Below are 22,507 nucleotides of genomic sequence, written 5' to 3'. Positions count from 1 at the left end.
GACAAGGGAGGAGGAGCATATGAGCATTACCAGGCGCCAGGCGCTGATCGCGGGCTCCGCATTGGCCGGAGCATCGCTGTTGCCGGGACGATTGCTTGCGCAAAGCAAGCAGGTCTCGCTCGCCTTCGGACCGGTGTCGCCTGTCTACGCCATCGGCATGATTGCGGAGCTGAAGGGGTACTTCAAGGACGAGGGGCTCGATTCAAAGCTCGTCACCGGCAATGCCGGGACGTTCGGACGCCAGACGCTGGCGGCGGGGCAGGCACTGTTCGCGCACGGCGATGCCAGCCACCCGCTCCAGCTCGGCGCCCGCGGTAAGCCCTGCAAGATCCTGCTCGCCACCGAGATGGTGTGCTCCTACGCCAACATCATGGTCCGGCAGGACCTCTACGACAGCGGGATCAATTCGGTCGAGAAGCTTGCCGACTACAAGCGGCCTGACGGTGCCAAGCCGATCGTTGCCGCCACCGCCATCGGCTCCGGCACCTGGGTGTTCGGCACCTATGTGTTCGAGGCGCGCGGGCTCGGTGATAGGGTGAACTGGGTCGCGGGCGGGGGGCCCAACACGATGTTCCCCTCGCTCCAGACCAAGCAGTTCGACGCCATCATGGCGCCGCCGAGCTGGATCGTCGAGGTCGAAAAGAAGGGCTTTGGCAGGACGATCTACGACACGTCCAAGCCGGGCGTGTTCGAGAAGGATTTCGGCGGCGCGCTGCCCGTGCTCGTGATCTACACGCTCCAGGACACGGTCGAGCAGGACAAGGCGTTGGTGCAGGCCTTTGTCAATGCGATCTACCGCGCCATGGCGTTCGTGAAAGCTGCGCCGCTCGCGGAGGTGCAGGCGCTGGTCACGCCGAAGTATTTCTCGGGCATCGACCCCGATGCGGTCAGCGCCGAGCTCGGTTTCGACAAGTCGACCTGGGCCTATGACGGTGTCATCGACAAGCCCGCGTTCGAACGCGGCGCCAAGCCCTGGTACCGCAAGGGCACGGATATTCCCGAGACCAAATACGAGGATGTCGTCGACATGAGCTTCCTCCAGGCAGCCAGGGCGAAGTACAAATGATCGCCGCGCCGGGCCAGGGTCTTGCGCTCGCGCGCGACGAGGATCACACAGCGGCAGCGCGTGTCCGCATTGCCGTGCAAGGGCTTGCCAAGCGCTTCAACGCGTCCGGCCGCGAGTTCGTGGCGGTGGATGACGTCTCCTTCGAGGTCAAGCAGGGCGAGTTCGTTGCGCTGCTGGGTCCGTCCGGCTGCGGCAAGAGCACCATTCTCAACATGGTCGCGGGGCTGTTGCCGCGCTCTGGCGGACGCATCCTGATCGATCAGGACACCGTCGAGACCGGCAAGGTCAACCCCAGGGTCGGTTATGTCTTCCAGCGCGATACGCTGTTTCCCTGGCGAACCGTGGAGCAGAACATCGGCTATGGGCTGGAGATCGCGGGATTGCCGAAGACCGAGCGCGCCGGGCGCGTCGCTTCGGCGGTCGAGAAGGCCGGGCTCTCGGGCTTTGCGCAGAGCTTTCCACGCATGCTGTCCGGCGGCATGCGCCAGCGCGTCGCCTTGATGCGCACGCTGATTTTGGAGCCTGAGATCCTGCTGATGGACGAGCCGTTCGGCGCGCTCGACACCCACACCAAGCTGGAGATGCACAAGACGCTGCTGGAGATCTGGGAGCGCGAGCGGCAGACCGTGCTGTTCGTGACGCACGATCTCGGCGAGGCCTTGACGCTGGCGAGCCGCATCATCCTGCTTTCGGCCCGGCCCGGGCGTCTCAAGGAAGACTTCGACGTCGCCATCCCGCGGCCGCGCGATCCCGTTTCCGTGCGCGAGAGCGCCGAATTCGGCCGTCTCTATTCTCACATCTGGCACTCCCTCGGCGAAGAATTCCGCCGCACCAGGGCCGATTGACCATGTCCAACAGCCGCACCGTAATCCTGTTCTGGCAATTGGCCATTCTCGCAGCCGTGCTCGTCATCTGGCAGTGGGGCTTCGAATGGAGCAAGGCGCTGCTGCCGAGGGCTTACGTGCCCAAAATCCTCGATCCCTATTTCGTCGCCAAGCCGTCGCTGATCTGGCAGAGCTTTCTGCGGCTCGGCTGCTTCTCTGACGCCGGCGGCTTTGCCGCCTGCATCAGGGGCAACGACAACAATCTGTGGCTCGCCACGCTCGTCACGCTGAAGAATACCTGGTGGGGCTTTCTGTTCGGCTCAGCGAGCGGCATCGCGGCCGGCCTGATCCTCGGCCGTTCGGACTTCCTTGCCCGCGTGTTCGGGCCCTACATCGTGGCGCTCAACTCGATACCGCGCATTGCGCTGGTGCCGCTCGTCATCCTGATCTTCGGCCTCGGCGACCTCTCCAAGATCGCGACCGCATGGCTCGTCGTTTTCTTCGTGGTGTTCTTCAATACCTTCGAGGGAACGCGCGCCGTCGACCGCGACCAGATCGCGGCCGCCCGTCTGCTCGGCGCCAGCGAATTCACCGTGCTGCGTACCGTCGTGATCCCGTCCGCGCTCGCCTGGGTGTTCGCTTCGCTTTTGCCGGCGGTGTCCTTCGCGCTGATCGGTGTCATCGTCGGCGAGTTCATCGGCGCCGAGCGCGGCCTCGGCAAGCTCATCATCGAAGCGGAGGCGCGCGCCAATGCCAGCGAGATGATGGTCGCGATCTTCGTCATGATGTTCGTCGGCATCCTGCTGGCGATCGCGGTGCGCTCGCTGCAGTCCTATTTGTTGCGATGGCAGCCGCAATTCGAGCCGTCAGCATAGCGGCCCGGACGAGGGTGAGCGGGCGCGTGCAACGTCACCGGCTGAACCGCGCCACCAGCTCCACATGTGGCGTGTGCCGGAACTGATCGACCGGCACTACGGCGTCGATCTTGTAACCGCCGTCGATCAGCAGCCGCGCGTCGCGGGCAAAGGTTGCGACGTTGCAGGACACCGCGACCACGACGGGCACCTTGCTCGCGGCGAGCTTCAGCGCCTGCGCCTGCGCGCCCTGGCGCGGCGGGTCGAATACCACGGCGTCGAAGCCGCGCAGCTCCGGCGGCACCAGGGGGCGGCGGAACAGATCGCGCGGCTCGGCCTTGATCGGCTTCAGGCCCGGCGTGCGCGCTGCTTTTGCCAGCGCTGCGACAGCGCCGGCGTCGTTGTCATAGGCGGTGACGCGCGCTTTTTCGGCGAGCCGCAAGGCGAACGGCCCGACGCCGCAGAAGAGGTCGAGAACCTCCTTGGCCTTGCCGATGCGTTCCGCGACGAGCGCTGCCAGCGTCTCTTCGGCCGCGACGGTCGCCTGCAGGAACGAGCCCGGCGGCAGCGTCACCTCAGCGCGGCCCATCTTTATTGTCGGCGCCAGGCGTTGCAGCACCAATTCGCCATGCCGCGTCAACCGCGCCAGGCGGTGCTGCTCGGCGACGCGCGACAGCGCGGTGACGAGCGGCGTCGGCAGCGGGCCGGAGCCACGCACGTCGACATCGAGGCCGTTGGCGGTGGCGGTGATCTGGATGTCGAGCGGCTTGGTCACCGGCATTTTGGACGTCAGCGGCTCCGCCAGCGCCCAGGCGGCGTCGAGCGCGCCGTCGAGTGCGGGATCGAGGATCGGGCAGCGATGGATCGGGATGACGTCGTGTGAGCTCGTCGCGGAGAAACCGACCTTGAGGATGTCATGCGTGCCGAACCGGCCGTGCAGCGTGACGCGCCGGCGGCCGGCGCCATGAGCATCGACCAGCGGCGCCACCTCGCAATCGATGCCGGCCTGCGCCAGCGTCTCCACCACGATGCCGCGCTTCCAGGCGTGGTATGGCTCGGTCGACCAGTGCTGGATGGCGCAGCCGCCGCAAACGCCGAAATGCGGACAGAACGGCTCGATGCGCTCCCGGCTTGCGACGTCGACCGCGAGCAGCTTGCGGCGGTCGGGATGGTTGCCTACGACGTGATCGACCTCAACGGTCTCGCCGCCCAGCGTGTAGGGCACGTAGATCGCTTCGCCGGCGTCGAGGCAGACGCCGTCGCCGCGATGGCCGACATGGTCGATGGTGAGACGCTCAACCACGGCGCGCGCCCAGGAAGAATTCGATATTGCCGTCGCCGCCCGTGATCGGCGAGGGGAAGATCTCGATGTCGGTGCAGCCGAGCGAAGCGGCAAAGGCGGCGATGTCGTCGCAGATCTCCCGGTGCACGGCGGCGTCGCGGACGATGCCCTTCTTGTTGTGCTTCCTGTCAGCCTCGAATTGCGGCTTGATCAGCGCCAGCAGGCTCATCGGCGCTGCCGCCAGCGACAGCGCCACCGGCAACACGGTCTTCAGCGAGATGAAGCTGACGTCGATGACGACGACATCGGGCCGTGCCGGCAGCCGCTTGCCGTCATAGCTGCGGATGTCGGTCGCCTCCATCGACACGATCTTGGGATGGTCGCGCAGCGAGGCATGCAGCTGGCTGGTGCCGACGTCAATGGCGAACACCAGGCTCGCGCCGTTCGCCAGCAGCACCTCGGTGAAGCCGCCGGTGGAGGCGCCGACGTCGAGGCAGACATGATCCTCGATCTCGATGGGATACCGCTCCAGCGCGCCGGCGAGCTTGACGCCGCCGCGGGAGACGTAGGGGTGCGCGGGCTCGGCCTGGATCACGGCGTCCTCGGCAATCGTCTCCGACGGTTTGGCGACCGGCTTGTCGTCGGCGGTGACGAGGCCCGCCTCGATCGCCGCGCGCGCCCGCGCCCGGCTCTCGAACAGGCCGCGCTCGACCAGCAATACATCTGCGCGCTTGCGGGCGGGGGACAATCGACTCTCCAGGACAGGGCTTGTCGCTTATGTAGCGATCAATCGCGCGGCCGCCATCCGGACGCAAGTCTCGAACGCGGCCAGATCGTGCCAGACGTCGATTGGCATCGCGGCCGGCGTCACCAGCGGGCAGCCGTGCAGCTCCAGGGCATGGATCATCATGAGATTGTCGACGAGGCCGAAATCCTCGACCGTCAGCCCCTGCGCATCGACCAGCCGCCCGTCCTCGGAGGTGACCTCCATGAAGCGACCGAGGCGGTCGGCATAGGCGGCGCCGTCGTTGGAATAGGCCAGGCACAATTTGCGGCGGCCGGCCATGTAGCCGAGCTCGTAGACGGTGCCGGGATCGGCGCCTGCGCCGCGGAACGGGGTGAGATTGGCGATGATGGCGTCAGCCGCATCCATCATCGCCTCGTTGCCGCAAAAGATCTGCCGTGCGGCATCGGGCGCGGTGAGGTCGATGGCGTTGTCGAGCGGATAGAGGCCGGTGAGCCCGTAGCGACCGCAGATCGCGACCTTCTGCCGGCCGATCTCGATTGCATCCGGCAGGAACACGTCGGGGCCTGCCAGATAGATCTTCATGACTGACTGCTTCGGAGAAATTCAGGCAAGCTTCGAATCGCGGCGAAACTGCGCTTCCCCACCCGCGCCTTTGTCGCGACCTCTCCCGCAAGCGGGAGAGGTGAAGAAAGCCACGATCAAGCCAGCTTGACCGTCTCGGCCTTGACGTCCTTGCCGAGCGCCTCGAACACCTTGGCGACGATGCCCTTGGCGTCGAGACCGGCGCGGCCGTACATCGCGGCCGGGGTGTCGTGGTCCTGGAACACGTCGGGCAGCACCATCGAGCGGAACTTGACCATGCCGGTGTCGAGCACACCCTGATCGGTCAGGTACTGCGCGACATGCGAGCCGAAGCCGCCGACCGAGCCTTCCTCGATCGTGATCAGGATCTCGTGGTCGCGGGCAAGCTTGAGCACCAGCTCGGTATCCAGCGGCTTCATGAAGCGCGCGTCGGCGATCGTGGTCGACAGGCCGTGGGCTGCGAGCTCATCGGCCGCCTTCTCGCATTCGGCGAGGCGCGTGCCGAAGGAGAGCAGGGCGATCTTGCTGCCCTGGCGAATCACGCGGCCCTTGCCGACCTCGAGCGGAATGCCGACCTCGGGCATCTCGATGCCGCGGCCTTCGCCGCGCGGATAGCGCAGCGAGCTCGGACGGTCGTCGATCGCGACCTGGGTCGCCACCATGTGCACGAGCTCGGCTTCGTCGGCCGCCGCCATGATCACCATGTTCGGCAGGCAGCCGAGATAGGCGTTGTCGAACGAGCCGGCATGCGTGGCGCCGTCGGCGCCGACGAGGCCGGCACGGTCGATGGCGAAGCGGACGGGCAGGTTCTGGATCGCGACGTCATGCACGATCTGGTCGTAGCCGCGCTGCAGGAAGGTCGAGTAGATCGCGCAGAACGGCTTGTAGCCTTCGCTGGCAAGACCGGCGGCGAAGGTCACCGCGTGCTGCTCGGCGATGCCGACGTCGAAGGTGCGGTCGGGGAAGGCCTTGTTGAAGATGTCGACACCGGTGCCGGACGGCATCGCCGCGGTGATGGCGACGATCTTGTCGTCCTTCTGCGCTTCCTTGACGAGGCTCTGGCCGAACACGTTCTGGTAGGCCGGCGCATTCGGCTTGGCTTTGGCCTGGGTGCCGGTCGCGACGTCGAACTTGACGACGGCATGGTACTTGTCGGCGGAGGCTTCAGCCGGGCCGTAGCCCTTGCCCTTCTGCGTCACGACGTGGACCAGGATCGGGCCGGTCTCCATGTCGCGGACGTTCTTCAGGACGGGCAGCAGATGGTCGAGATTGTGGCCGTCGATCGGGCCGACATAGTAGAAGCCGAGCTCCTCGAACAGCGTGCCGCCGTCCATCATGAAGCCGCGGGAATATTCCTCGACGCGGTTGGCGCGGTTGGCGATGATCTTGGGCAGGCGCTTGTTGATCTGCTTGGCCGCATCGCGCAGCGTGCGATAGGTCTTGCCGGAGTAGAGCCGCGACAGATAGGCGCTCATGGCGCCGACCGGCGGCGCGATCGACATGTCGTTGTCGTTGAGGATGACGATCAGGCGCGAGTTCATCGCACCCGCGTTGTTCATGGCCTCATAGGCCATGCCGGCCGACATCGCGCCGTCACCGATCACGGCGATAACGTTGTTCTTGCCGCCGGAGAGGTCGCGCGCCACCGCCATGCCGAGGCCGGCGGAGATCGAGGTCGAGGAATGCGCCGCGCCGAACGGATCGTAATCGCTCTCGCTGCGCTTGGTGAAGCCGGACAGGCCGCCGCCGGTGCGCAGCGTGCGGATGCGGTCGCGCCGGCCGGTGAGGATCTTGTGCGGATAGGCCTGATGGCCGACGTCCCAGATCAGCCGGTCGCGCGGCGTGTCGAAGACGTAATGAATCGCGGTGGTGAGCTCGACCACGCCGAGGCCCGCGCCGAAGTGACCGCCGGTCACCGAGACGGCATCGATGGTCTCCTGCCGCAGCTCGTCGGCGACTTGGCGAACCTGCTCGATCTTGAGCTTGCGCAGGTCGTCCGGCGTCCGGATGGTGTCGAGAAGCGGCGTTTTACTGTATGCGTTCACGGCGATTTCCAATTTGTCAGCGCCGGAAGGTCATTCCGGTGCGCGATGGGTTTGCACAATATCGGCGCAGCGCGAGTCCTCAAACCGTCGGAGCCACCTGCATGGGGCAAGGCCCCGTCTTCAAGCTTAGGTAAGCTTAAGTGCGCTCCGGTTCAGTCTCTGTGATCCCTGTCACTTAGATCGGCTTCGTCCGTCCCAGCCAATTTCATTAGCAGTTTGAAGCGCTTGTCGTCGGAATTCTCTGCCCACGCAAGGCTTGCAAAAAGCCACACTCCGCGCAGCTTTACACCAAAGCTTGGGCCAAAGCCAACCCGCAGGACCGATTGGGGGTATGCAGATGCAACCGGCGGGCCAGAGTGGTTAACCGTGGCCCGGGACAATGGGTTCCAGCCTTGCCGGGTCCCCTGGCAGGCTTTTTCGCCTGAATGAGATCTTTTTTTGGTCCTGAAGGACCGATTTCCGGAAGGGGCGGCATCCGATCCGCCTGCACGGAACCGCGGCGCTCAGCGGGATAGCGCCGTGCGATCGTGAAATCGATGCGGGCGGCCACGTGATGACGTTTCGGGGCTGCCATCAGAAGACTGAGCGGGAAAGTCTCGGCTTTCCTACTGCACGTCCAGCGGCGCGGTGCCGGTGGCCTGGCCGCTGGCATCGGTGGTGATCTTGTCGACGCGCGCCTCGGCCTGGCGCAGCAATTCCTCGCAGCGGCGCTTCAGCGCCTCGCCGCGCTCGTAGATCGTCACGGATTCCTCGAGCGGCACCTTGCCGTCCTCGAGCCGCTTCACGATCGTTTCGAGTTCCTCGATCGCGCGCTCGAAGGTAAGCCTGGAGACGTCGACTTGAGTATTTTCGGCCATATCCGTTTCCGATTGCCCGATTCGCTTTCCTTGCAGTGAAGGCGGGTTTTGCGGGCTTAATGTGGCGGGCGTCGTCAGGCGCCCATCAGGGCGCCGACATGCGCCGTAACAGATTCTTTCAGTCCTTGCAGGTCATAGCCGCCCTCGAGCACCGAAACAACGCGCCCCCCCGCGGACTTGTCGGCGAGATCCATCAGCTTGCGCGTCACCCAGGCATAATCCTCCGCGCGCAAATTCAGCGAAGCCAGCGGATCGCGATAATGCGCGTCGAAGCCGGCGGAGATGACGACAAGCTCGGGGCTGAATTTTTCGAGCTGCGGCAGAATCAAATTCTCGAACGCGGAGCGGAATTCCGGCCCGCCGTCCTCGGAGGCGAGCGGTGCGTTGACGATGGTGTCGTGGTCGCCGCGCTCGCCCGTGGCGCCGGTGCCCGGAAACAGCGGCATCTGGTGCGTCGAGCAGTACATCACGGTCGGGTCCGACCAGAAGATGTCCTGCGTGCCGTTGCCGTGATGCACGTCGAAATCGACGATGGCCGCGCGCTTGATGCCGTATTTGCGCTGCGCGTGGCGGGCGGCGATGGCGACGTTGTCGAAGAAGCAGAAGCCCATCGGCTTGCCGATCTCGGCGTGATGGCCGGGCGGGCGCACCGCGACGAAGGCGTTGCGATGCTCGCCCGCCATCACCGCTTCGGTCGCCGCCACCGCGCCGCCGACGCCGCGCATCACCGCTTCCCACGTGCCAGGGGACATCGAGGTGTCGCCGTCGATATAGACCTGCCCGCTGCTCGGTGCGATGTGGCGCAGCTCGGTGACGTAGTGCTCGTTGTGGCACAGCGTGACGAGATCGAGATCGCCCTCCGGCGCCTGGTCGCGTACCAGGAACTGGAAGCGCTCATGCGACAGCGCTTCCTCCACCGCACGCAGGCGATCCGGCCTTTCAGGGTGTCCCGGCGGCGTGACATGGTCGAGGCAGGCCTTGTGGGAAAGGAGAAGCGTGCTCATCAGGTCGGCCTCATGGATGCGGGCTTTCGACGTCGCTTGGCGCATCCGGCGCCAAAACGCAATGCAAATCCCAATCTATGCGTTTGAACGGGAATGGCAAAGGGTCGTCCCATTCTGGCCCGTTTGATCCGGATCAATTCACCCGCAGGATGCGGCTCAGCGGCAGCGGGCCGATCGGTCCGTGCGCCCGGAAGAACGCGAACAGCGCGTCCGCGTCGTAGCCGCCATATTGCGGCGCCGTGCCTTGTTTGGCGACGGTAAAACCATCGCCGCCGACTGCGAGGTAATCGTTGAGGGTGACGCGGTAGCCGCTGGCCTGCTCGATCGGCTTGCCGTTGAGCATCATCTTGTCGGCGATCACGCGCTCGCCGAATGACTTCGACGCATCCCAGGCATAGCTGAACCCGTTCGACACCTGGAGAATCCGCGGCCGCTTCGGGTCCAGCCATTGCTGCTCGAGCATCTCCTTGAGCTGGTTGCCGGTCAGGGTCATCGTGACGAGGCGGTTGCGGAACGGCTGGCTGGCGAAAACATCGCCGAAGGAGATCGCGCCGTTCTCCTTCGGGACGATGTCGGTGCGGATGCCGCCCGGATTGGTGAGTGCGATGACAGCGCTGCCATCCTTGGCGTCCCTGGTCGCAGCAAGCTGCGCGTCCGCGATGACGTTGCCGAGCGCGCTTTCACCGGCCTCGTTCGGCACGCGTGACAACGTTTGCGTCACCGATCCGGCCGGCCGGTTGGCGATCGGCGCCGAGAGCCGGTCATAGGCCTCGATCAGCGCGGTCTGCTCCGTGTCCTTCGCCAGCGAGGCATTGGCGACGATGACGTTCTCGGCTTTGGCATTGACGATGTCGCGGGTTACGGGATCGAGCTTGAGATCGATCGCGGTGACCAGCGTGCCGTATTTGTCGCCGCTGGTGACGAGCCGCCCGTCGATGTCGCAGACATAGGCGCGGTGGGTGTGGCCGCTGACGACGACGTCGACGGCGCGGTCGAATTTTTTGACGATGTCGACGATCGGCCCGGTAATGGCAGGGCATTCATTGTAGTCGCCGGCGGGCTCGCCGCCCTGGTGGATCAGCACCACGATCGCCTCGACGCCGCGCGCCCTCAGCTGCGGCACCAGCGCATTCACCGTCGCGGCTTCGTCGCGGAATTCGAGCCCGGCGATGCCGGATGGCGAGACGATGCCCGCGGTCTCCTTCAAGGTCAGCCCGATGAAGGCGATCGGGATGCCGTCGAATTCCCGGATATCGTAGGGCGGCAGCACGCTGTTGCCCGTCGCGGTCTCGATGGTGGACGCGGCGAGATAGCGGAATTTGGCGCCCGTGAACGGATGCGGCCCCTGGCAGCCGTCGACCGGATGGCAGCCGCCGTTCTGCATCCTGAGCAGCTCGGTCTTGCCCTCGTCGAACTCGTGATTGCCGACCGAGCTGATCGCTAGACCCATCAGCGAAAGCGCCTCGACCGAAGGCTCGTCGTGAAACATCGCCGACAGGAACGGGCTCGCACCGATCAGGTCGCCGGCGGCGACGAAGATCGTGTTCTTGTGCCCCTCGCGCAGCTGCTTCACCAGCGTCGCCATGTATTCGGCGCCGCCGGCCGCCACCATCACCTTCCTGGCTCCGTCCTCGGGATCGGCGATGCGGATGCCGCCCGGCGGCGGCCGCAGATTGCCGTGAAAATCGTTGATCGCGAGCACGCGCAACTCGACCGGCGCGGCGGTCTGGGCCGAGGCGGGGAGGGCGAAGGCGAGAGTGAGGGCGGCGAGGATGGATCGGTATCGCATGGAACAAGATTAGTCGGTCCGCGCGAAGATTTCACGAAGGATTGTCGTGAACGTGCAGGCCTTCTTCCCGACCTCAGTATCTTAGGGTGGGCAAAGCGAAGCGTGCCCACGGCCTCTCGTGACTTCGGGATTGATGGTGGGCACGGCGCAAGTGCGCCTTTGCCCACCCTACGGTGCCGAACTCGCGGAGACAGACCATCGCCCGTCTCGCACAAGGGGAAGAGCGCCGCTACTTCTTCTTCCGGTTCGCAAACGCATTGAACGCCGCCACCGCTTCCTCCGACTTGAGCCGCTCGCCGAACAGATGGCCTTCCTGGTCGATGCGGCGGGTGAGCTCTTCGGCGGGCGCGCGCAGCAATTTGCGGGAGGTTGCGACCGCCTCGGCCGGCAGCCGGCAGATTTCGCGCGCCACCTTGCGCGCCTCGACCTCGGTATGTCCGGGCGACACCACGGCGTTGACGAAGCCTGCCGCGTGAGCCTCCGCGGCGGAAAAAGTTCGCCCCATCACCAGCATCGCGAAGGCGCGCTGATATCCCATCGTGTTCGGCATCAAGAGGCTGGCGGCACCGACCGGCACCAGGCCGAGATGGATGTAGGGCGCGGAGAAGGTCGCAGCGTTCGAGGCCAGCACGTAGTCGCAGTGAAACAGCATCACGGTGCCCATGCCGATCGAGGCGCCGTCGACGGCGGCGATGATCGGCTTGACGTTGAGGGCGAGCGAATAGAGAAACTTGGCGCCTTCCGACAACGTCTCGGGGCGTGCGGTGTCGGCGCGCATGAAATCGTCGATATCATCGCCTGCGGTGAACACGCCTGAGCCGCCGGTGATGATCATGCAGCGGATGTCGGGGTTGTTCTGCGCGGTGTCGATCGCGTGGCTCATCTCCCGGTACATGTCCTGGGTGATCGCGTTCTTCTTGCCCGGGCGGCGCAGGGTGATGACACGCGTTCCGCGCTCTTCGGTGACGACGATATTGCCATTCGGCATGAGAGCCCCCTGCGCGCGCCGCGATGCTCGCCGCTTCGCGAGTCTCGCCGAGCATCAGCCTACATGATCCCGCAGGCGTGCCAATGCGCTGAGTCAACCTTTTCGACGCCAACGCGCCGCAACAATTGGCTACAATGTTTCATTTGAAAAACCGGTGGTTGTGGTGCACGATCCCGCGCGGTTCCATGTGACCCGATTGCCCGATTGATGATTGCCGCAACCCGCGTCGACGAATCCTCGCTGCACTACCGCGGCTGGCGCGTCGTGCTGGCCTGCTTCCTGATGGCCTTCTTCATGTTCGGCTTCGGCCTGTATGGCCAGGGCGTCTATCTCGCCGAGCTGCAGCGCGCCCATGGCTGGCCGGGCACGCTGGTCTCCGCGGCCAGCACCTTCTCGTTTCTCCTGACCTCCGTCCTCGTCATCTTCACCGACGATCTGCTCGCCCGCATCGGCTTGCGGTCGCTGATCCTGTGCGGCCTGGCGGCGCTCGGCGCCTCGACGGTGCTGCTGGCGCTGATGCAGACGCCCTGGCAGCTGTATCTCGCCTATGCGCTGATGTCGGTCGGCTGGACCGGCATGGGCACCGTGGTGATCGCGACCGTGTTGAATTCCTGGTTCGAACGCCGGCGCGGGCTCGCGCTCAGCCTCGCGTTCAACGGCGCGACCTGCGGCGGCATCATCCTCGTTCCGCTGCTGCTGTCGTTGACCGGCAGCATCGGATTTCGCTCCGCCATGCTGGCGGCCACGCTCGCGATGATGGTGCTGGTGCTGCCGGTGGTCGTGACCTTCATCGGCTGGCCTGCCGGGACCTCGCCGGCTTCGGGCGGACGCCCTTCCGGCGAGAGCGCGGCCGCGCCAAGTCATTCCCGCAAAGCGCTGCTCGCCAACGCGGCGTTCTGGACCATGGTGCTGCCGATCGCGATCGCACTGCTGGCGCAGATGGGATTCATCATCCACCAGGTGAGTTTTCTCGAGCCGCTGATCGGCCGCCCGGCCGCAGGCGGCGCGGTCACCATCATGGCGGCGATGGCGGTGGTCGGCCGCCTGTCGCTCGGCCTGTTCGTCGACCGGCTCGATCCCCGGCTCGCCTGCGCGGCGTCGATGACGAGCCAGGCGGCGGCGTTGTTCGTTCTCGTGCAGAGCACGAGCCCGACCGTGCTGCTGGTGTGCTGCGCCGTCTACGGCTTCTCGATCGGCAACATGATCACGTTTCCGCCCTTGATCATCCAGCGCGAGATCGGCGCCGCCGCCTTCGCCGCCGCAATGGGACTGGGCACCTCGATCAGCGGCATCGTCAGCGCCTTCGGCCCCGGCATCGTCGGCCTCGTGCGCAGCTTGACGGGCAACTACACGATGGCGTTTGCGATGTGCGTCGTGCTGGATCTCGTGGCGGCGGGCATCGTGTTGTGGCGGCCGGGGCAGGGCAGGAAGACGGTCGCTTCGTAGCCCGGAGTTCGTAGGGTGGATTAGCCTTGCAGACGCGCAAAGCGCATCTGCAGGGCTAACCACCTCTTTTGTTCACGCAGCGGCACAAGCGGTGGGTTACGCCTACGGCTAACCCACCCTACGCATCCGTGTACTCGGTAAGCAGCTCACCCCAGCAGCACCGCATCCGCCGCCGCGACCGATTCCGCGCTCTCGGTCACGGTGCGCTCGAGCGCGCCGGCCTGCACACTGATGTTCTCGGCGAAGAAGCGTGCCAGCGAGACGTAGCGCGCGGCGTCCGTGTTGCCGTCGGCCTTGGCGGCGAGCGCCTCGGAGGCGAGCAGGCAGCCGCCGAGCGTTGAGCCGAACTGCTGCAGATAGGGTGTCGCGCCGGCAAGCGCCTCGTTCGGCGCGGACGTCACGCGCTCCAGCAGCCATTTGCTGGTGCGCGTCAAGGCCTCCAGCGCTTCGCGCAGCTTGACGCCCGTGGTGCCAAAAGCCGGATCGTTCGACGCTTCGACTTTCTTCACCGTCGCTGCGAGCTCGTCGAGCAGCGCCCAGACGGCAGCGCCGCCATTGGCCGCGAGCTTGCGCGTGACGAGGTCGATCGCCTGAATGCCGTTGGTGCCTTCGTAGATCGCGGTGATGCGGGCATCGCGATAATGCTGGGCCGCACCGGTCTCCTCGATGAAGCCCATGCCGCCATGCACCTGCACGCCGAGATAGGCGACCTCGTTGCCGATGTCGGTGGAATAGCCCTTGGCCATCGGCGTCAGCAGCGCCGCGCGCGCGGCGGCATCTGCACGCACCTTGGGGTCCCTGGCGCGCGTCGAGACGTCGATCGCGACCGCGGTCGCGTAGCAGATGGTGCGCGCGGCGGCGGTCTGCGCCCGCATCCGCATCAGCATGCGCTTGACGTCGGGATGCACGAAGATCGCGTCCGAGCCGTCGCTCTTGCTGCCGACGGCGCGGCCCTGCTTGCGCTCCTGCGCATAGGACAAAGCCTGCTGATAGGCGCGATCGGCGACGCCGACGCCCTCCAGGCCGACGCCAAGGCGCGCCTGATTCATCATCGTGAACATGCAGCGCATGCCCTGGTTCTCTTCGCCGATGAGGAAGCCGATGGCGCCACCATGATCGCCCATGGTCATGGTGCAGGTGGGGGAGGCATGCATGCCGAGCTTGTGCTCGACGCCGCTCGCATAGATGTCGTTGCGCTGCCCCAGCGAGCCGTCTGCATTGACCATGAACTTGGGCACGAGGAACAGCGAGATGCCTTTGGTGCCGGCGGGCGCATCGGGCAGACGCGCCAGCACGAAATGCACGATGTTGTCGGTCATGTCGTGCTCGCCATAGGTGATGAAGATCTTCGTCCCCTTGATGCGATAGGTGCCGTCGGCTTGCTTCTCGGCGCGGGTGCGCAGCGCGCCGACGTCGGAGCCGGCCTGCGGCTCGGTGAGCTGCATCGTGCCGGTCCATTCGCCGGAGACGAGCTTTTCGAGATAGATCTTCTTCAGCTCACTGCTGCCATGCGCGTCCAGCGCCTCCATCGCCGACGCCGTCAGCAGCGGGCAGAGGCCGAAGGCGAGGTTCGAGGCGCTCCAGATCTCGGTACACGCAGCATTGATCGCGATCGGCAGGCCCTGGCCGCCGAAATCCTCCGGGCCGGACACCGCGTTCCAGCCGCCCTCGGTCCAGCGCTTGTAGGCGTCCGGCCAGCCCGGCGCGGTCGTCACCTTGCCGTCGCTGAGCTTGATGCCGTGCTCGTCGCCGACCTTGTTGAGCGGGGCCAGGACGTCGGTTGCGAACTTGCCGGCTTCCTCCAGCACGGCCGCGGCGATGTCGGCGTCGAAATCGCCGTAATGACCGGCCTCCACCGCAGCCTTGAGGCCGGCGCCGTGATTGAGCGACAGCAGCATGTCAGAAATCGGCGCGCGGTAGGTCATGGCTCACTCCCGTGGATAGGTCTTGGCGCCCTATTCCCATGAAATGGGGGAGGTCTCAATGGGGCGGGAGGGGCCGGACGGTGGCGGTCAGAACGGGGCCGTCGCGGGCCCATAAAGAGAGTGTAGCGCGGCCGATCCCGGGGCTGTGGTATTTTGCCCCTCCAGGCGGTTGAAATGCTGCGCCGCTCCCTATAGACCGGCTGCGACCAAGGGAATCTGCGGTAGCCAGTTCTTCCGCCGGCCCCAGGTCGCCTGTTGGGGCGTAGCCAAGCGGTAAGGCAGCGGATTTTGATTCCGCCATTCGGAGGTTCGATCCCTCCCGCCCCAGCCAGTTGATGTTGCTCGATTAATTGCCGTCGCCGTTGCTCCATTTGGAAAAGGTGGATTCCGCCGTCCGTTGGAGACCTCGCTATCTTTGTTCGCCACGATTCACTCACAACATCTTCCAGAAACTCGAAATCGGTCACCGGACGGTGTCCGCGATTTTCGCACAACGATCGCTCGGTCCCTAAGGACGAGCTGATCACCTGTTGGATTGAGCGCAGTACGCGTGACGGTCGTAGCTTGTGAAAGGATCGCACCAAGGGCCGCCGCCCTGACATTCAGCTCGTTAGTCATTTCATCGGAGCCAACTCGCTGTTGGCTTGAGTCGATGGCGCGGGTCCGCCGAGGGGGACTACCATTGAATAACTATTGCAGCGACGATCAACAGCCCGAAAAAGATCGGCAGCAATACCGGAGGTACGAGCCACCCACTAACACTGAATCTATCGATATTCGACCTTTGGAACCGCCTTTTCAAAACGGCGGGAGCGCAACACTCTCAGTCACCGATAATAGCCAGGGATGCTCGGTGATATGAGGGGATGGTGACGCTCCGCCGAATAGCGAGGCTGGTCATAACTTAATGTCGTGGGCAGGTTGTAGTCCGATTCCAGAGTAGCCATTTACAGCTTAGCGCAGCCTGATCGCTTTCGACATCTTTTGCCCTTGCGCGGACTTGATCGGACCCACCATGATCGAGTTTCCAAATTATAGTCGTTCATATGACCGAACGCGGCATGCCGTGCGTTTTTGGGGATACGATAGCGCGCTAGAGGCATCGTTTTTCATAGAGGAAGACGCGCTGAGGCGACTTCAACCGGACGCTCACCCCAATGAAACGGGTTTCCTGAACGCATTCGATTCCAACCGTGATGTGATCTGTGCCGCCGCTGCCAGGGTGTACGTCCGCGGCAGCAGGGGTTCTTACGATCTGATCGCCGCTAATTTTTGAAATGAAGACTGACGTCTTGATGGACGCGGAAGACTCCGGTTACGAGCACGTAGCTCGTTACGACTGCCAATCCAGAAACAATCAAAAAAGCCAGGGAGAATCGCATGAAATTCCGTCCGCTCCATGACCGTGTCGTGGTCAAGCGCATTGAGGCCGAAGACAAGACCGCTGGTGGCATCATCATTCCGGACACCGCCAAGGAGAAGCCCTCCCAGGGCGAAGTCACCGCCGTCGGCCGCGGCGGCCGCGACGAAGCCGGCAAGCTGATCCCGATCGACGTGCAGGTCGGCGACCGCGTGCTGTTCGGCAAGTGGTCGGGCACCGAGGTCACGATCGACGGCCAGGAGCTGTTGATCATGAAGGAGAGCGACATCATGGGCGTTCTCACTGATCTGCCCGCTGCCAAGAAGAAGGCCGCGTAAGCGCCAGTCAGTTTTCCTTACCCTGGGATTCGGCGTAGCCGGGTTCTCGAAGGATGAGGCCCGCAATTCAAATCTCATCCCTCGAGAGCTCGCCAGTTGCGCGGGTCTTTGGGATCTGACCGGTTGAAAACGGAGACCACTATGTCAGCCAAAGAAGTCAAATTCGGCGTCGATGCCCGTGACCGCATGTTGCGCGGCGTCGAAATTCTCAACAACGCGGTAAAGGTCACGCTCGGTCCGAAGGGCCGCAACGTGGTCCTCGACAAGTCGTTCGGTGCTCCCCGGATCACCAAGGACGGCGTCACCGTCGCCAAGGAAATCGAGCTCGAAGAGAAGTTCGAGAACATGGGCGCACAGATGGTGCGTGAAGTGGCCTCGAAGGCGGCCGACGCCGCAGGCGACGGTACCACCACCGCGACCGTGTTGGCCGCAGCCATCGTGCGCGAGGGCGCCAAGGCGGTTGCCGCGGGCATGAATCCGATGGATCTCAAGCGCGGTATCGACTTGGCAGTCGACGCCGTGGTCGCCGACCTCGTCAAGAACTCCAAGAAGGTCACCTCGAACGAGGAGATCGCCCAGGTCGGCACCATCTCGGCCAACGGCGATGCGGAGATCGGCAAGTTCCTCTCCGACGCCATGAAGAAGGTCGGCAACGAGGGTGTCATCACCGTCGAGGAAGCCAAATCGCTCGAGACCGAACTCGAGGTCGTCGAGGGCATGCAGTTCGACCGCGGCTACATCTCGCCCTACTTCGTCACCAACGCCGACAAGATGCGCGTTGAAATGGACGACGCCTATATCCTGATCTACGAGAAAAAGCTCTCCAGCCTGAACGAACTGCTTCCGCTCCTGGAAGCAATCGTACAGAGCGGCAAGCCGCTTATTATCATCGCAGAAGACGTCGAAGGCGAGGCGCTTGCCACCCTCGTCGTGAACCGCCTCCGTGGCGGCCTGAAGGTCGCGGCCGTCAAGGCTCCGGGCTTCGGCGATCGCCGCAAGGCCATGCTGCAGGACATCGCGATCCTGACCGGCGGCCAGGCGATCTCGGAAGATCTCGGCATCAAGCTCGAGAACGTCACGCTCAACATGCTCGGTCGCGCCAAGAAGGTGATGATCGACAAGGAGAACACCACGATCGTCAACGGCGCCGGCAAGAAGGCCGACATCGAGGCGCGCGTGGCCCAGATCAAGGCGCAGATCGAGGAGACCACCTCGGATTACGACCGTGAGAAGCTCCAGGAGCGTCTTGCCAAGCTCGCTGGCGGCGTCGCGGTGATCCGCGTCGGCGGCGCGACCGAGGTCGAGGTGAAGGAGCGCAAGGATCGCGTTGATGACGCGATGCATGCGACCCGGGCTGCGGTCGAGGAAGGCATCGTGCCGGGCGGCGGCGTCGCCTTGCTGCGTGCCTCCGAGCATCTCAAGGGGCTGCGCACAAAGAACGATGACCAGAAGACCGGCGTCGAGATCGTGCGCAAGGCGCTGTCGGCTCCGGCTCGCCAGATCGCGATCAACGCCGGTGAAGACGGCTCGGTCATCGTCGGCAAGATCCTGGAAAAGGAGCAGTACTCCTACGGCTTCGACTCGCAGACTGGTGAGTACGGCAACCTGGTCGCCAAGGGCATCATCGACCCGACCAAGGTGGTTCGCGTGGCGATCCAGAACGCGGCCTCGGTCGCGGCTCTGTTGATCACCACTGAAGCCATGGTGGCCGAGGTACCGAAGAGGAACGCCGGCGGCGGCGTGCCCGCGGGTGGCGGCGGCATGGGAGGCATGGGCGGTATGGATTTCTAAGTGCAGCGTTCAAAGAAAAAGAAAGGTCCGGCAGCGATGCCGGCCTTTCTGCATTTTCTTGCGCCTGGTCGCGGTTGCCCTGCTCAATTTGCCAGAGGCCGCAATACTGACACGTCAGTACGGCTTTCAGCCTGAGCTCGTACCAGCCCTCCGAGAACTTGGAATTGCCGAGCTTGCGATGGGAATAGCCGATCAGATTGCCCACGTTCGGGTGATCGTCGTGGCCAAACGCCTTTAGCTCTGCGTCCGGCACCGAGTTGAATTGCCAATCTCAAGGTCAAGTCTCCTAACTTGAATTGGCCAGGAGTCAAATTAGCTCTGGACGAGGATTGTCGTCCCACTTGGAGGACCAAGGTGTGGGTAAAGATCAATCAATGTCGTTTTGGACGCCTCAAAAACTGGACGAAAAAGCTAAAGAAGACGCTGAGAAGGACAACTACAGTCCACCACATTCATGGTGGCCCGGCCGATACAGCATTGGTACCGAAGCCCGCGACAGGTACGATCGAGCTTTCAACCTTCATCACAGCGACAAGGACGAGTACTAGGCCGCCCCAGTTGGCGGCCTCTTTCATTTCATAACGTCTGGCGGAGGCGGCAACCCCGAGCCTTTCGAATATTCAGTCCAGTCCTGGTCAGGACACTCAATATTTCAAATGGACGGAACGATTGACCTTGGGAGTTCTTGGTCCTCAGCAATCGGTGACTTATCTCCGAAAGCAAAGCCGGCCGACCGGTCGACATTTTGCCCAATGCCCGGCGGAAGGTTTCAAGCGGCCTCAGATGCCACCCGCACTGAGGCCGTTTCCTAGGACCCGCGGAACCGGAAATTAGGGCGCCCCCTTGAACAAAGCGGGCGAAAATGTTGGGCACCGCCGCGCTCAACTGCAAAGAGCCGGGAATCTCACAAAGGCCGTGTAGCTCCGGCGCATCGCGTGACAGATACTCGCCACATAAGGCGCCAGCCGCAGGCGCTGACTGCAGCGAACCGACCGGATTAGATGCATCCAGGCCATCCAACGAGTGTCCGCACGCGCTGTGTGAGCAATTTGGTACAGACGCCGATCGCTCGACGTGTCTAGCCTCCTTAACGGGTGAAGCTCAGCATACCTCTGACTCAAGGTGAAAATCATGGAAATCTCCAGGGAGACAAAAGCTGCCGTGCGGCCGGCACTGTGGGGAGCTGTGGCCGGAGCGATTGCTCTGGCAATCGTGGGGTTCGGCTGGGGCGGCTGGGTGACGGGTGGGTCCGCCGAGACCATCGCGAAGAATAGTGCTGCTACGGCTGTCGTCGCAGCTCTCACACCCATCTGCGTTGAGAAGTTTCGACAAGCCGCTGATGCGTCGGCGAACCTGGTCGAAATGAAGAAGGCGACCTATGCATGGGATCAGAGCAAGTTCGTCGAAAAAGGCGGTTGGGCCACGATGCCGGGAAGCACTGAGCCAAACTCGGCGGTTGCAAAGGCTTGTGCCGAATCGCTTGGTAGCAACAAAGCTGTGGAGCTGCGTGGATAGTCAGGCAAGTCGCGCGGCGGAAATCTGCGCAGTGACGCGCCCGCCTCTAGCAAAATCGATTTCGAAATTTGGCAAAGGTCAGAACGTGTTCGCGCAGGGAGATGTCGCGGACGCGGTATTCTATATTCAAGAGGGAAAGATCAAGCTAACGGTCGTTTCGGACCAAGGTAAGGAAGCGTCGTCGGGATTCTGGAGCCGGGACAATTCTTTGGCGAGGGCTGCCTCAATGGTATCCATTGCGTATTGCCACTACCACGGCAACGGAGGCCTGTGTCATCACGAGAATATCGAAGACGGCGATGATTGCAGCGCTCGAAGGCAAGCCGAAGTTCTCTCAATTGTTCATGGCTTATTTGCTCGCGCGCAATAGCCGGATTGAAGAAGACCTGATCGACCAACTCTTCAATTCGAGCGAGAAACGCTTGGCGCGCCTGTTGCTTCTGCTGGCCAATTTCGGCAAGGAAGCCAGCTCTCAGCCCATTGGCGTCAACATCAGCCAGGAAACGCTGGCCGAGATGATCGGTGCGACCCGATCACGGGTTAGCTTCTTCATGAACAAGTTCCGCAAGCTCGGCTTCATCAGCTACAATGGAAAGATCGAGGTTCATAGCGCGCTTCTGAACGCGGTTCTGCGCGACAAATCCGAGATAGACCGGAAGGACTGATCCCGCGCGGCCAAACCAAGCGCCGGGCCAAACGCGTGACATCAGCCCACTTGATATCACGACCGAGTCCTGTTCGGCGGTGCTTTTTTTTCGCGGCAAGCTCGCGGTGCAGATCTCAAGTCAGCCTGTGAAATGCCGGCAAAACCTCTCGCACGAGCTCACTTAGATCTAAGGCCTCGCCACTTTCCGCAATGTCCGAGAACAGAACCTCGATAAAAGGATGTTGCCGGTTGAACGCGGCGAGTCCTCCAACTTTTCCGCGTTTAGTCACGTCGGCAGTTCGTCGCGAACTGAGCCTCCCTCGTTCTCCCACCGCGACAGAGCGGCGGCGCCCGATCTCGCATTGCTAGGCGTATCCTTTGCTGAAGGCAGCTCGTTGCGACCGACTTCATTCTTGTGCCCGTGCGCCGTCAACAAGACGAAGCCGGCACGCCAGCTCTTGAATTTGTGGCTTTCCTCAGCGCTGGTCGAACCCTTGACGAGTTCGCCGGACGCGGTTGTTCTTGCGCGATGCTGCTGAGATTTGAACATATGCAGAGCCCTTTCGTTGGAAGTCTCCGCGCGCTCCGGCCAATCTCGACGGCTGACCAGGGTAGACTTGGATATATGGGGATCGAAGGGCCGAACAACGAGCCTCAGGCATAAATAAGATTGCCAAAGCAGTGCGCGGACAGGCTTTGCCCTGCGTCCAACCGACCCGCCTGGGTGCTGACAGACAGAACCACGGCAATCGCGGCTCGGCGCTGGTTCCGTTCTGTCGATCCATGGGATTCGCTGCGGGATGGTAAGACAGGCTGTCCGTCTGAGATCCTGTCGCCGAGGAGGCTGCCGCTCTTCCGCGCGTTGAGCGAGAGAGCAGGAGACGATGGGACGGTGCTCGCCTGCCCGATCGAACTCGAGCAGGCATCTCGTCAATGATTCGACAAGCCCGAGAATGGGATAGCAATTCGAGCAAAAGAGGCGCACCGTTCATGCAAGCTTGATTGACGTCGGCGGTACGCGGGCGGCGATCGAAGCAGTGTCGTCCGCAGCGCTGACCGGCACCTGCGCGCCGCCGCTCTGCGGCTCTTCGAGATGGTAACGATCAGTTCGATCGATCCATCTGATGCTCAGGAAGCGACGCGATGGCGTCCAGAGAATGATGCACGTGTCGACCTTGAGGGGGATGTGGCCGCGCCGAGCGCCTACACGCGGCGGATGACGGTGGAGATCGAAAGCGCGGCGTTCTGCTGGCGCCTGCCAGCCACATCGCCCTGTCCAGCATCTCCGATGAGCTAGCGATGCAGATCGCGCTCAGCCTCGCTGGCATTCTGGTGATTGTCGCGGCTGCATTGGTGCTGATCTCGATCGAGATCAAGCCGAGGCGGCGACCATGGCGGCAGGAAGAACTGGCCCGTGGCAAGTGATATTTCATATGGAAGGATCGAT

19 protein-coding genes, 1 tRNA gene and 2 pseudogenes are annotated in these 22,507 nt (G+C 63.6%); 11 read left to right on the top strand and 11 right to left on the bottom strand.

Annotated elements, in window-relative coordinates; all coding sequences use genetic code 11:
* Positions 1-19 precede the first annotated feature (19 nt).
* From GDN70_RS28985 to GDN70_RS28975, 3 genes are read left to right on the top strand one after another with little or no spacing between them, the layout of a single operon-like run.
* Positions 20-1,066, top strand: coding sequence for an ABC transporter substrate-binding protein (locus GDN70_RS28985; protein WP_152103345.1), 1,047 nt, complete (start codon positions 20-22; stop codon positions 1,064-1,066).
* Entirely contained in the window at positions 1,063-1,911 is an 849-nt protein-coding gene (locus GDN70_RS28980; RefSeq protein WP_152103344.1) for an ABC transporter ATP-binding protein, read from the top strand. The genes GDN70_RS28985 and GDN70_RS28980 overlap by 4 nt, the downstream gene beginning before the upstream one ends.
* A gap of 2 nt (positions 1,912-1,913) precedes the next feature.
* On the top strand, positions 1,914-2,765 hold the full coding sequence (locus GDN70_RS28975; RefSeq protein WP_028144208.1) for an ABC transporter permease: 852 nt from the start codon (positions 1,914-1,916) through the stop codon (positions 2,763-2,765).
* A 34-nt stretch (positions 2,766-2,799) separates the two neighbouring features.
* Here the strand turns inward: GDN70_RS28975 and GDN70_RS28970 are convergent, their stop codons facing one another.
* The 8 genes from GDN70_RS28970 to GDN70_RS28930 all read right to left on the bottom strand — a co-directional run bounded on the left by GDN70_RS28970 (position 2,800) and on the right by GDN70_RS28930 (position 12,039).
* Positions 2,800-4,047 carry a class I SAM-dependent RNA methyltransferase gene (locus tag GDN70_RS28970; protein ID WP_152103343.1) on the bottom strand — a complete coding sequence of 416 codons (1,248 nt, stop codon included), beginning with the start codon at positions 4,045-4,047 and terminating at the stop codon, positions 2,800-2,802.
* Positions 4,040-4,774, bottom strand: a complete 735-nt coding sequence (locus GDN70_RS28965; RefSeq protein ID WP_028144210.1) for a TlyA family RNA methyltransferase — start codon at positions 4,772-4,774, stop codon at positions 4,040-4,042. The genes GDN70_RS28970 and GDN70_RS28965 overlap by 8 nt, the downstream gene beginning before the upstream one ends.
* 27 nt (positions 4,775-4,801) lie before the next feature.
* Positions 4,802-5,356 carry a nucleoside 2-deoxyribosyltransferase gene (locus GDN70_RS28960; protein WP_152103342.1) on the bottom strand — a complete coding sequence of 185 codons (555 nt, stop codon included), beginning with the start codon at positions 5,354-5,356 and terminating at the stop codon, positions 4,802-4,804.
* A 116-nt stretch (positions 5,357-5,472) separates the two neighbouring features.
* A complete protein-coding gene (gene dxs / locus GDN70_RS28955) occupies positions 5,473-7,401 on the bottom strand; it encodes a 1-deoxy-D-xylulose-5-phosphate synthase (RefSeq protein WP_028144212.1) in 1,929 nt (642 codons plus the stop codon).
* Positions 7,402-8,006: 605 nt separating this feature from the next.
* On the bottom strand, positions 8,007-8,258 hold the full coding sequence (locus GDN70_RS28950; protein WP_008132970.1) for an exodeoxyribonuclease VII small subunit: 252 nt from the start codon (positions 8,256-8,258) through the stop codon (positions 8,007-8,009).
* 74 nt (positions 8,259-8,332) lie between these two features.
* A complete protein-coding gene (locus tag GDN70_RS28945; protein WP_028144213.1) occupies positions 8,333-9,262 on the bottom strand; it encodes a histone deacetylase family protein in 930 nt (309 codons plus the stop codon).
* A gap of 133 nt (positions 9,263-9,395) precedes the next feature.
* Entirely contained in the window at positions 9,396-11,051 is a 1,656-nt protein-coding gene (locus tag GDN70_RS28940) for a bifunctional UDP-sugar hydrolase/5'-nucleotidase (RefSeq protein WP_038972683.1), read from the bottom strand.
* 229 nt (positions 11,052-11,280) lie between these two features.
* Positions 11,281-12,039 carry an enoyl-CoA hydratase-related protein gene (locus tag GDN70_RS28930; protein ID WP_028144215.1) on the bottom strand — a complete coding sequence of 253 codons (759 nt, stop codon included), beginning with the start codon at positions 12,037-12,039 and terminating at the stop codon, positions 11,281-11,283.
* Positions 12,040-12,246: 207 nt separating this feature from the next.
* On the opposite strand from GDN70_RS28930, the gene GDN70_RS28925 reads away from it, so the two are divergent.
* The gene (locus GDN70_RS28925; RefSeq protein WP_152103341.1) at positions 12,247-13,485 is read left to right on the top strand and encodes an MFS transporter; all 1,239 of its coding nucleotides are present in this window, start codon (positions 12,247-12,249) and stop codon (positions 13,483-13,485) included.
* Positions 13,486-13,631: 146 nt separating this feature from the next.
* Here GDN70_RS28925 and GDN70_RS28920 read toward each other — a convergent pair whose 3' ends face one another.
* On the bottom strand, positions 13,632-15,410 hold the full coding sequence (locus GDN70_RS28920) for an acyl-CoA dehydrogenase (RefSeq protein ID WP_028144217.1): 1,779 nt from the start codon (positions 15,408-15,410) through the stop codon (positions 13,632-13,634).
* A gap of 256 nt (positions 15,411-15,666) precedes the next feature.
* Between GDN70_RS28920 and GDN70_RS28915 the strand changes: the two genes are divergently transcribed.
* From GDN70_RS28915 to GDN70_RS28890, 6 genes and pseudogenes are all read left to right on the top strand, one after another.
* Positions 15,667-15,741, top strand: a tRNA-Gln gene (locus tag GDN70_RS28915).
* Between the two features lie 684 nt (positions 15,742-16,425).
* A complete protein-coding gene (locus GDN70_RS28910; RefSeq protein ID WP_080670259.1) occupies positions 16,426-16,686 on the top strand; it encodes a DUF1488 domain-containing protein in 261 nt (86 codons plus the stop codon).
* Positions 16,687-16,790: 104 nt separating this feature from the next.
* A complete protein-coding gene (gene groES / locus GDN70_RS28905) occupies positions 16,791-17,108 on the top strand; it encodes a co-chaperone GroES (protein WP_038950533.1) in 318 nt (105 codons plus the stop codon).
* A 141-nt stretch (positions 17,109-17,249) separates the two neighbouring features.
* Complete coding sequence (gene groL, locus GDN70_RS28900) at positions 17,250-18,899, top strand: chaperonin GroEL (protein WP_152103340.1); 1,650 nt, start codon at positions 17,250-17,252, stop codon at positions 18,897-18,899.
* Between the two features lie 1,131 nt (positions 18,900-20,030).
* Complete coding sequence (locus GDN70_RS28895) at positions 20,031-20,414, top strand: hypothetical protein (protein ID WP_028143167.1); 384 nt, start codon at positions 20,031-20,033, stop codon at positions 20,412-20,414.
* Between the two features lie 31 nt (positions 20,415-20,445).
* Positions 20,446-21,079 (top strand): annotated as a pseudogene (locus GDN70_RS28890) (Crp/Fnr family transcriptional regulator).
* Positions 21,080-21,194: 115 nt separating this feature from the next.
* Here the strand turns inward: GDN70_RS28890 and GDN70_RS35605 are convergent.
* Positions 21,195-21,320 (bottom strand): annotated as a pseudogene (locus GDN70_RS35605) (signal transduction histidine kinase); the annotation flags it as partial.
* 26 nt (positions 21,321-21,346) lie between these two features.
* Positions 21,347-21,610, bottom strand: coding sequence for a hypothetical protein (locus GDN70_RS28880; protein ID WP_028143166.1), 264 nt, complete (start codon positions 21,608-21,610; stop codon positions 21,347-21,349).
* A gap of 749 nt (positions 21,611-22,359) precedes the next feature.
* On the opposite strand from GDN70_RS28880, the gene GDN70_RS35720 reads away from it, so the two are divergent.
* The gene (locus tag GDN70_RS35720) at positions 22,360-22,485 is read left to right on the top strand and encodes a hypothetical protein (protein WP_256379438.1); all 126 of its coding nucleotides are present in this window, start codon (positions 22,360-22,362) and stop codon (positions 22,483-22,485) included.
* Positions 22,486-22,507: the final 22 nt, after the last annotated feature.

Source organism: Bradyrhizobium sp. TM102, from assembly GCF_009176685.1.
Classification (GTDB): Bacteria; Pseudomonadota; Alphaproteobacteria; order Rhizobiales; family Xanthobacteraceae; genus Bradyrhizobium; species Bradyrhizobium ottawaense.
Note: the sequence above shows the minus strand (reverse complement) of the source record. Positions and strands in the feature narration are given on the sequence as shown.

Coding starts and splice junctions, on each gene's coding strand:
- GDN70_RS28950 (WP_008132970.1), bottom strand. CDS start 8,258: ATGGCCGAAAATACTCAAGTCGACGTCTCCAGGCTTACCTTCGAGCGC.
- GDN70_RS28985 (WP_152103345.1), top strand. CDS start 20: ATGAGCATTACCAGGCGCCAGGCGCTGATCGCGGGCTCCGCATTGGCC.
- GDN70_RS28925 (WP_152103341.1), top strand. CDS start 12,247: ATGATTGCCGCAACCCGCGTCGACGAATCCTCGCTGCACTACCGCGGC.
- groL (WP_152103340.1), top strand. CDS start 17,250: ATGTCAGCCAAAGAAGTCAAATTCGGCGTCGATGCCCGTGACCGCATG.
- GDN70_RS28980 (WP_152103344.1), top strand. CDS start 1,063: ATGATCGCCGCGCCGGGCCAGGGTCTTGCGCTCGCGCGCGACGAGGAT.
- GDN70_RS28975 (WP_028144208.1), top strand. CDS start 1,914: ATGTCCAACAGCCGCACCGTAATCCTGTTCTGGCAATTGGCCATTCTC.
- GDN70_RS28910 (WP_080670259.1), top strand. CDS start 16,426: ATGATCGAGTTTCCAAATTATAGTCGTTCATATGACCGAACGCGGCAT.
- GDN70_RS28960 (WP_152103342.1), bottom strand. CDS start 5,356: ATGAAGATCTATCTGGCAGGCCCCGACGTGTTCCTGCCGGATGCAATC.
- GDN70_RS28920 (WP_028144217.1), bottom strand. CDS start 15,410: ATGACCTACCGCGCGCCGATTTCTGACATGCTGCTGTCGCTCAATCAC.
- groES (WP_038950533.1), top strand. CDS start 16,791: ATGAAATTCCGTCCGCTCCATGACCGTGTCGTGGTCAAGCGCATTGAG.
- GDN70_RS35720 (WP_256379438.1), top strand. CDS start 22,360: ATGCAGATCGCGCTCAGCCTCGCTGGCATTCTGGTGATTGTCGCGGCT.
- GDN70_RS28880 (WP_028143166.1), bottom strand. CDS start 21,610: ATGTTCAAATCTCAGCAGCATCGCGCAAGAACAACCGCGTCCGGCGAA.
- GDN70_RS28945 (WP_028144213.1), bottom strand. CDS start 9,262: ATGAGCACGCTTCTCCTTTCCCACAAGGCCTGCCTCGACCATGTCACG.
- GDN70_RS28940 (WP_038972683.1), bottom strand. CDS start 11,051: ATGCGATACCGATCCATCCTCGCCGCCCTCACTCTCGCCTTCGCCCTC.
- GDN70_RS28895 (WP_028143167.1), top strand. CDS start 20,031: ATGGAAATCTCCAGGGAGACAAAAGCTGCCGTGCGGCCGGCACTGTGG.
- GDN70_RS28930 (WP_028144215.1), bottom strand. CDS start 12,039: ATGCCGAATGGCAATATCGTCGTCACCGAAGAGCGCGGAACGCGTGTC.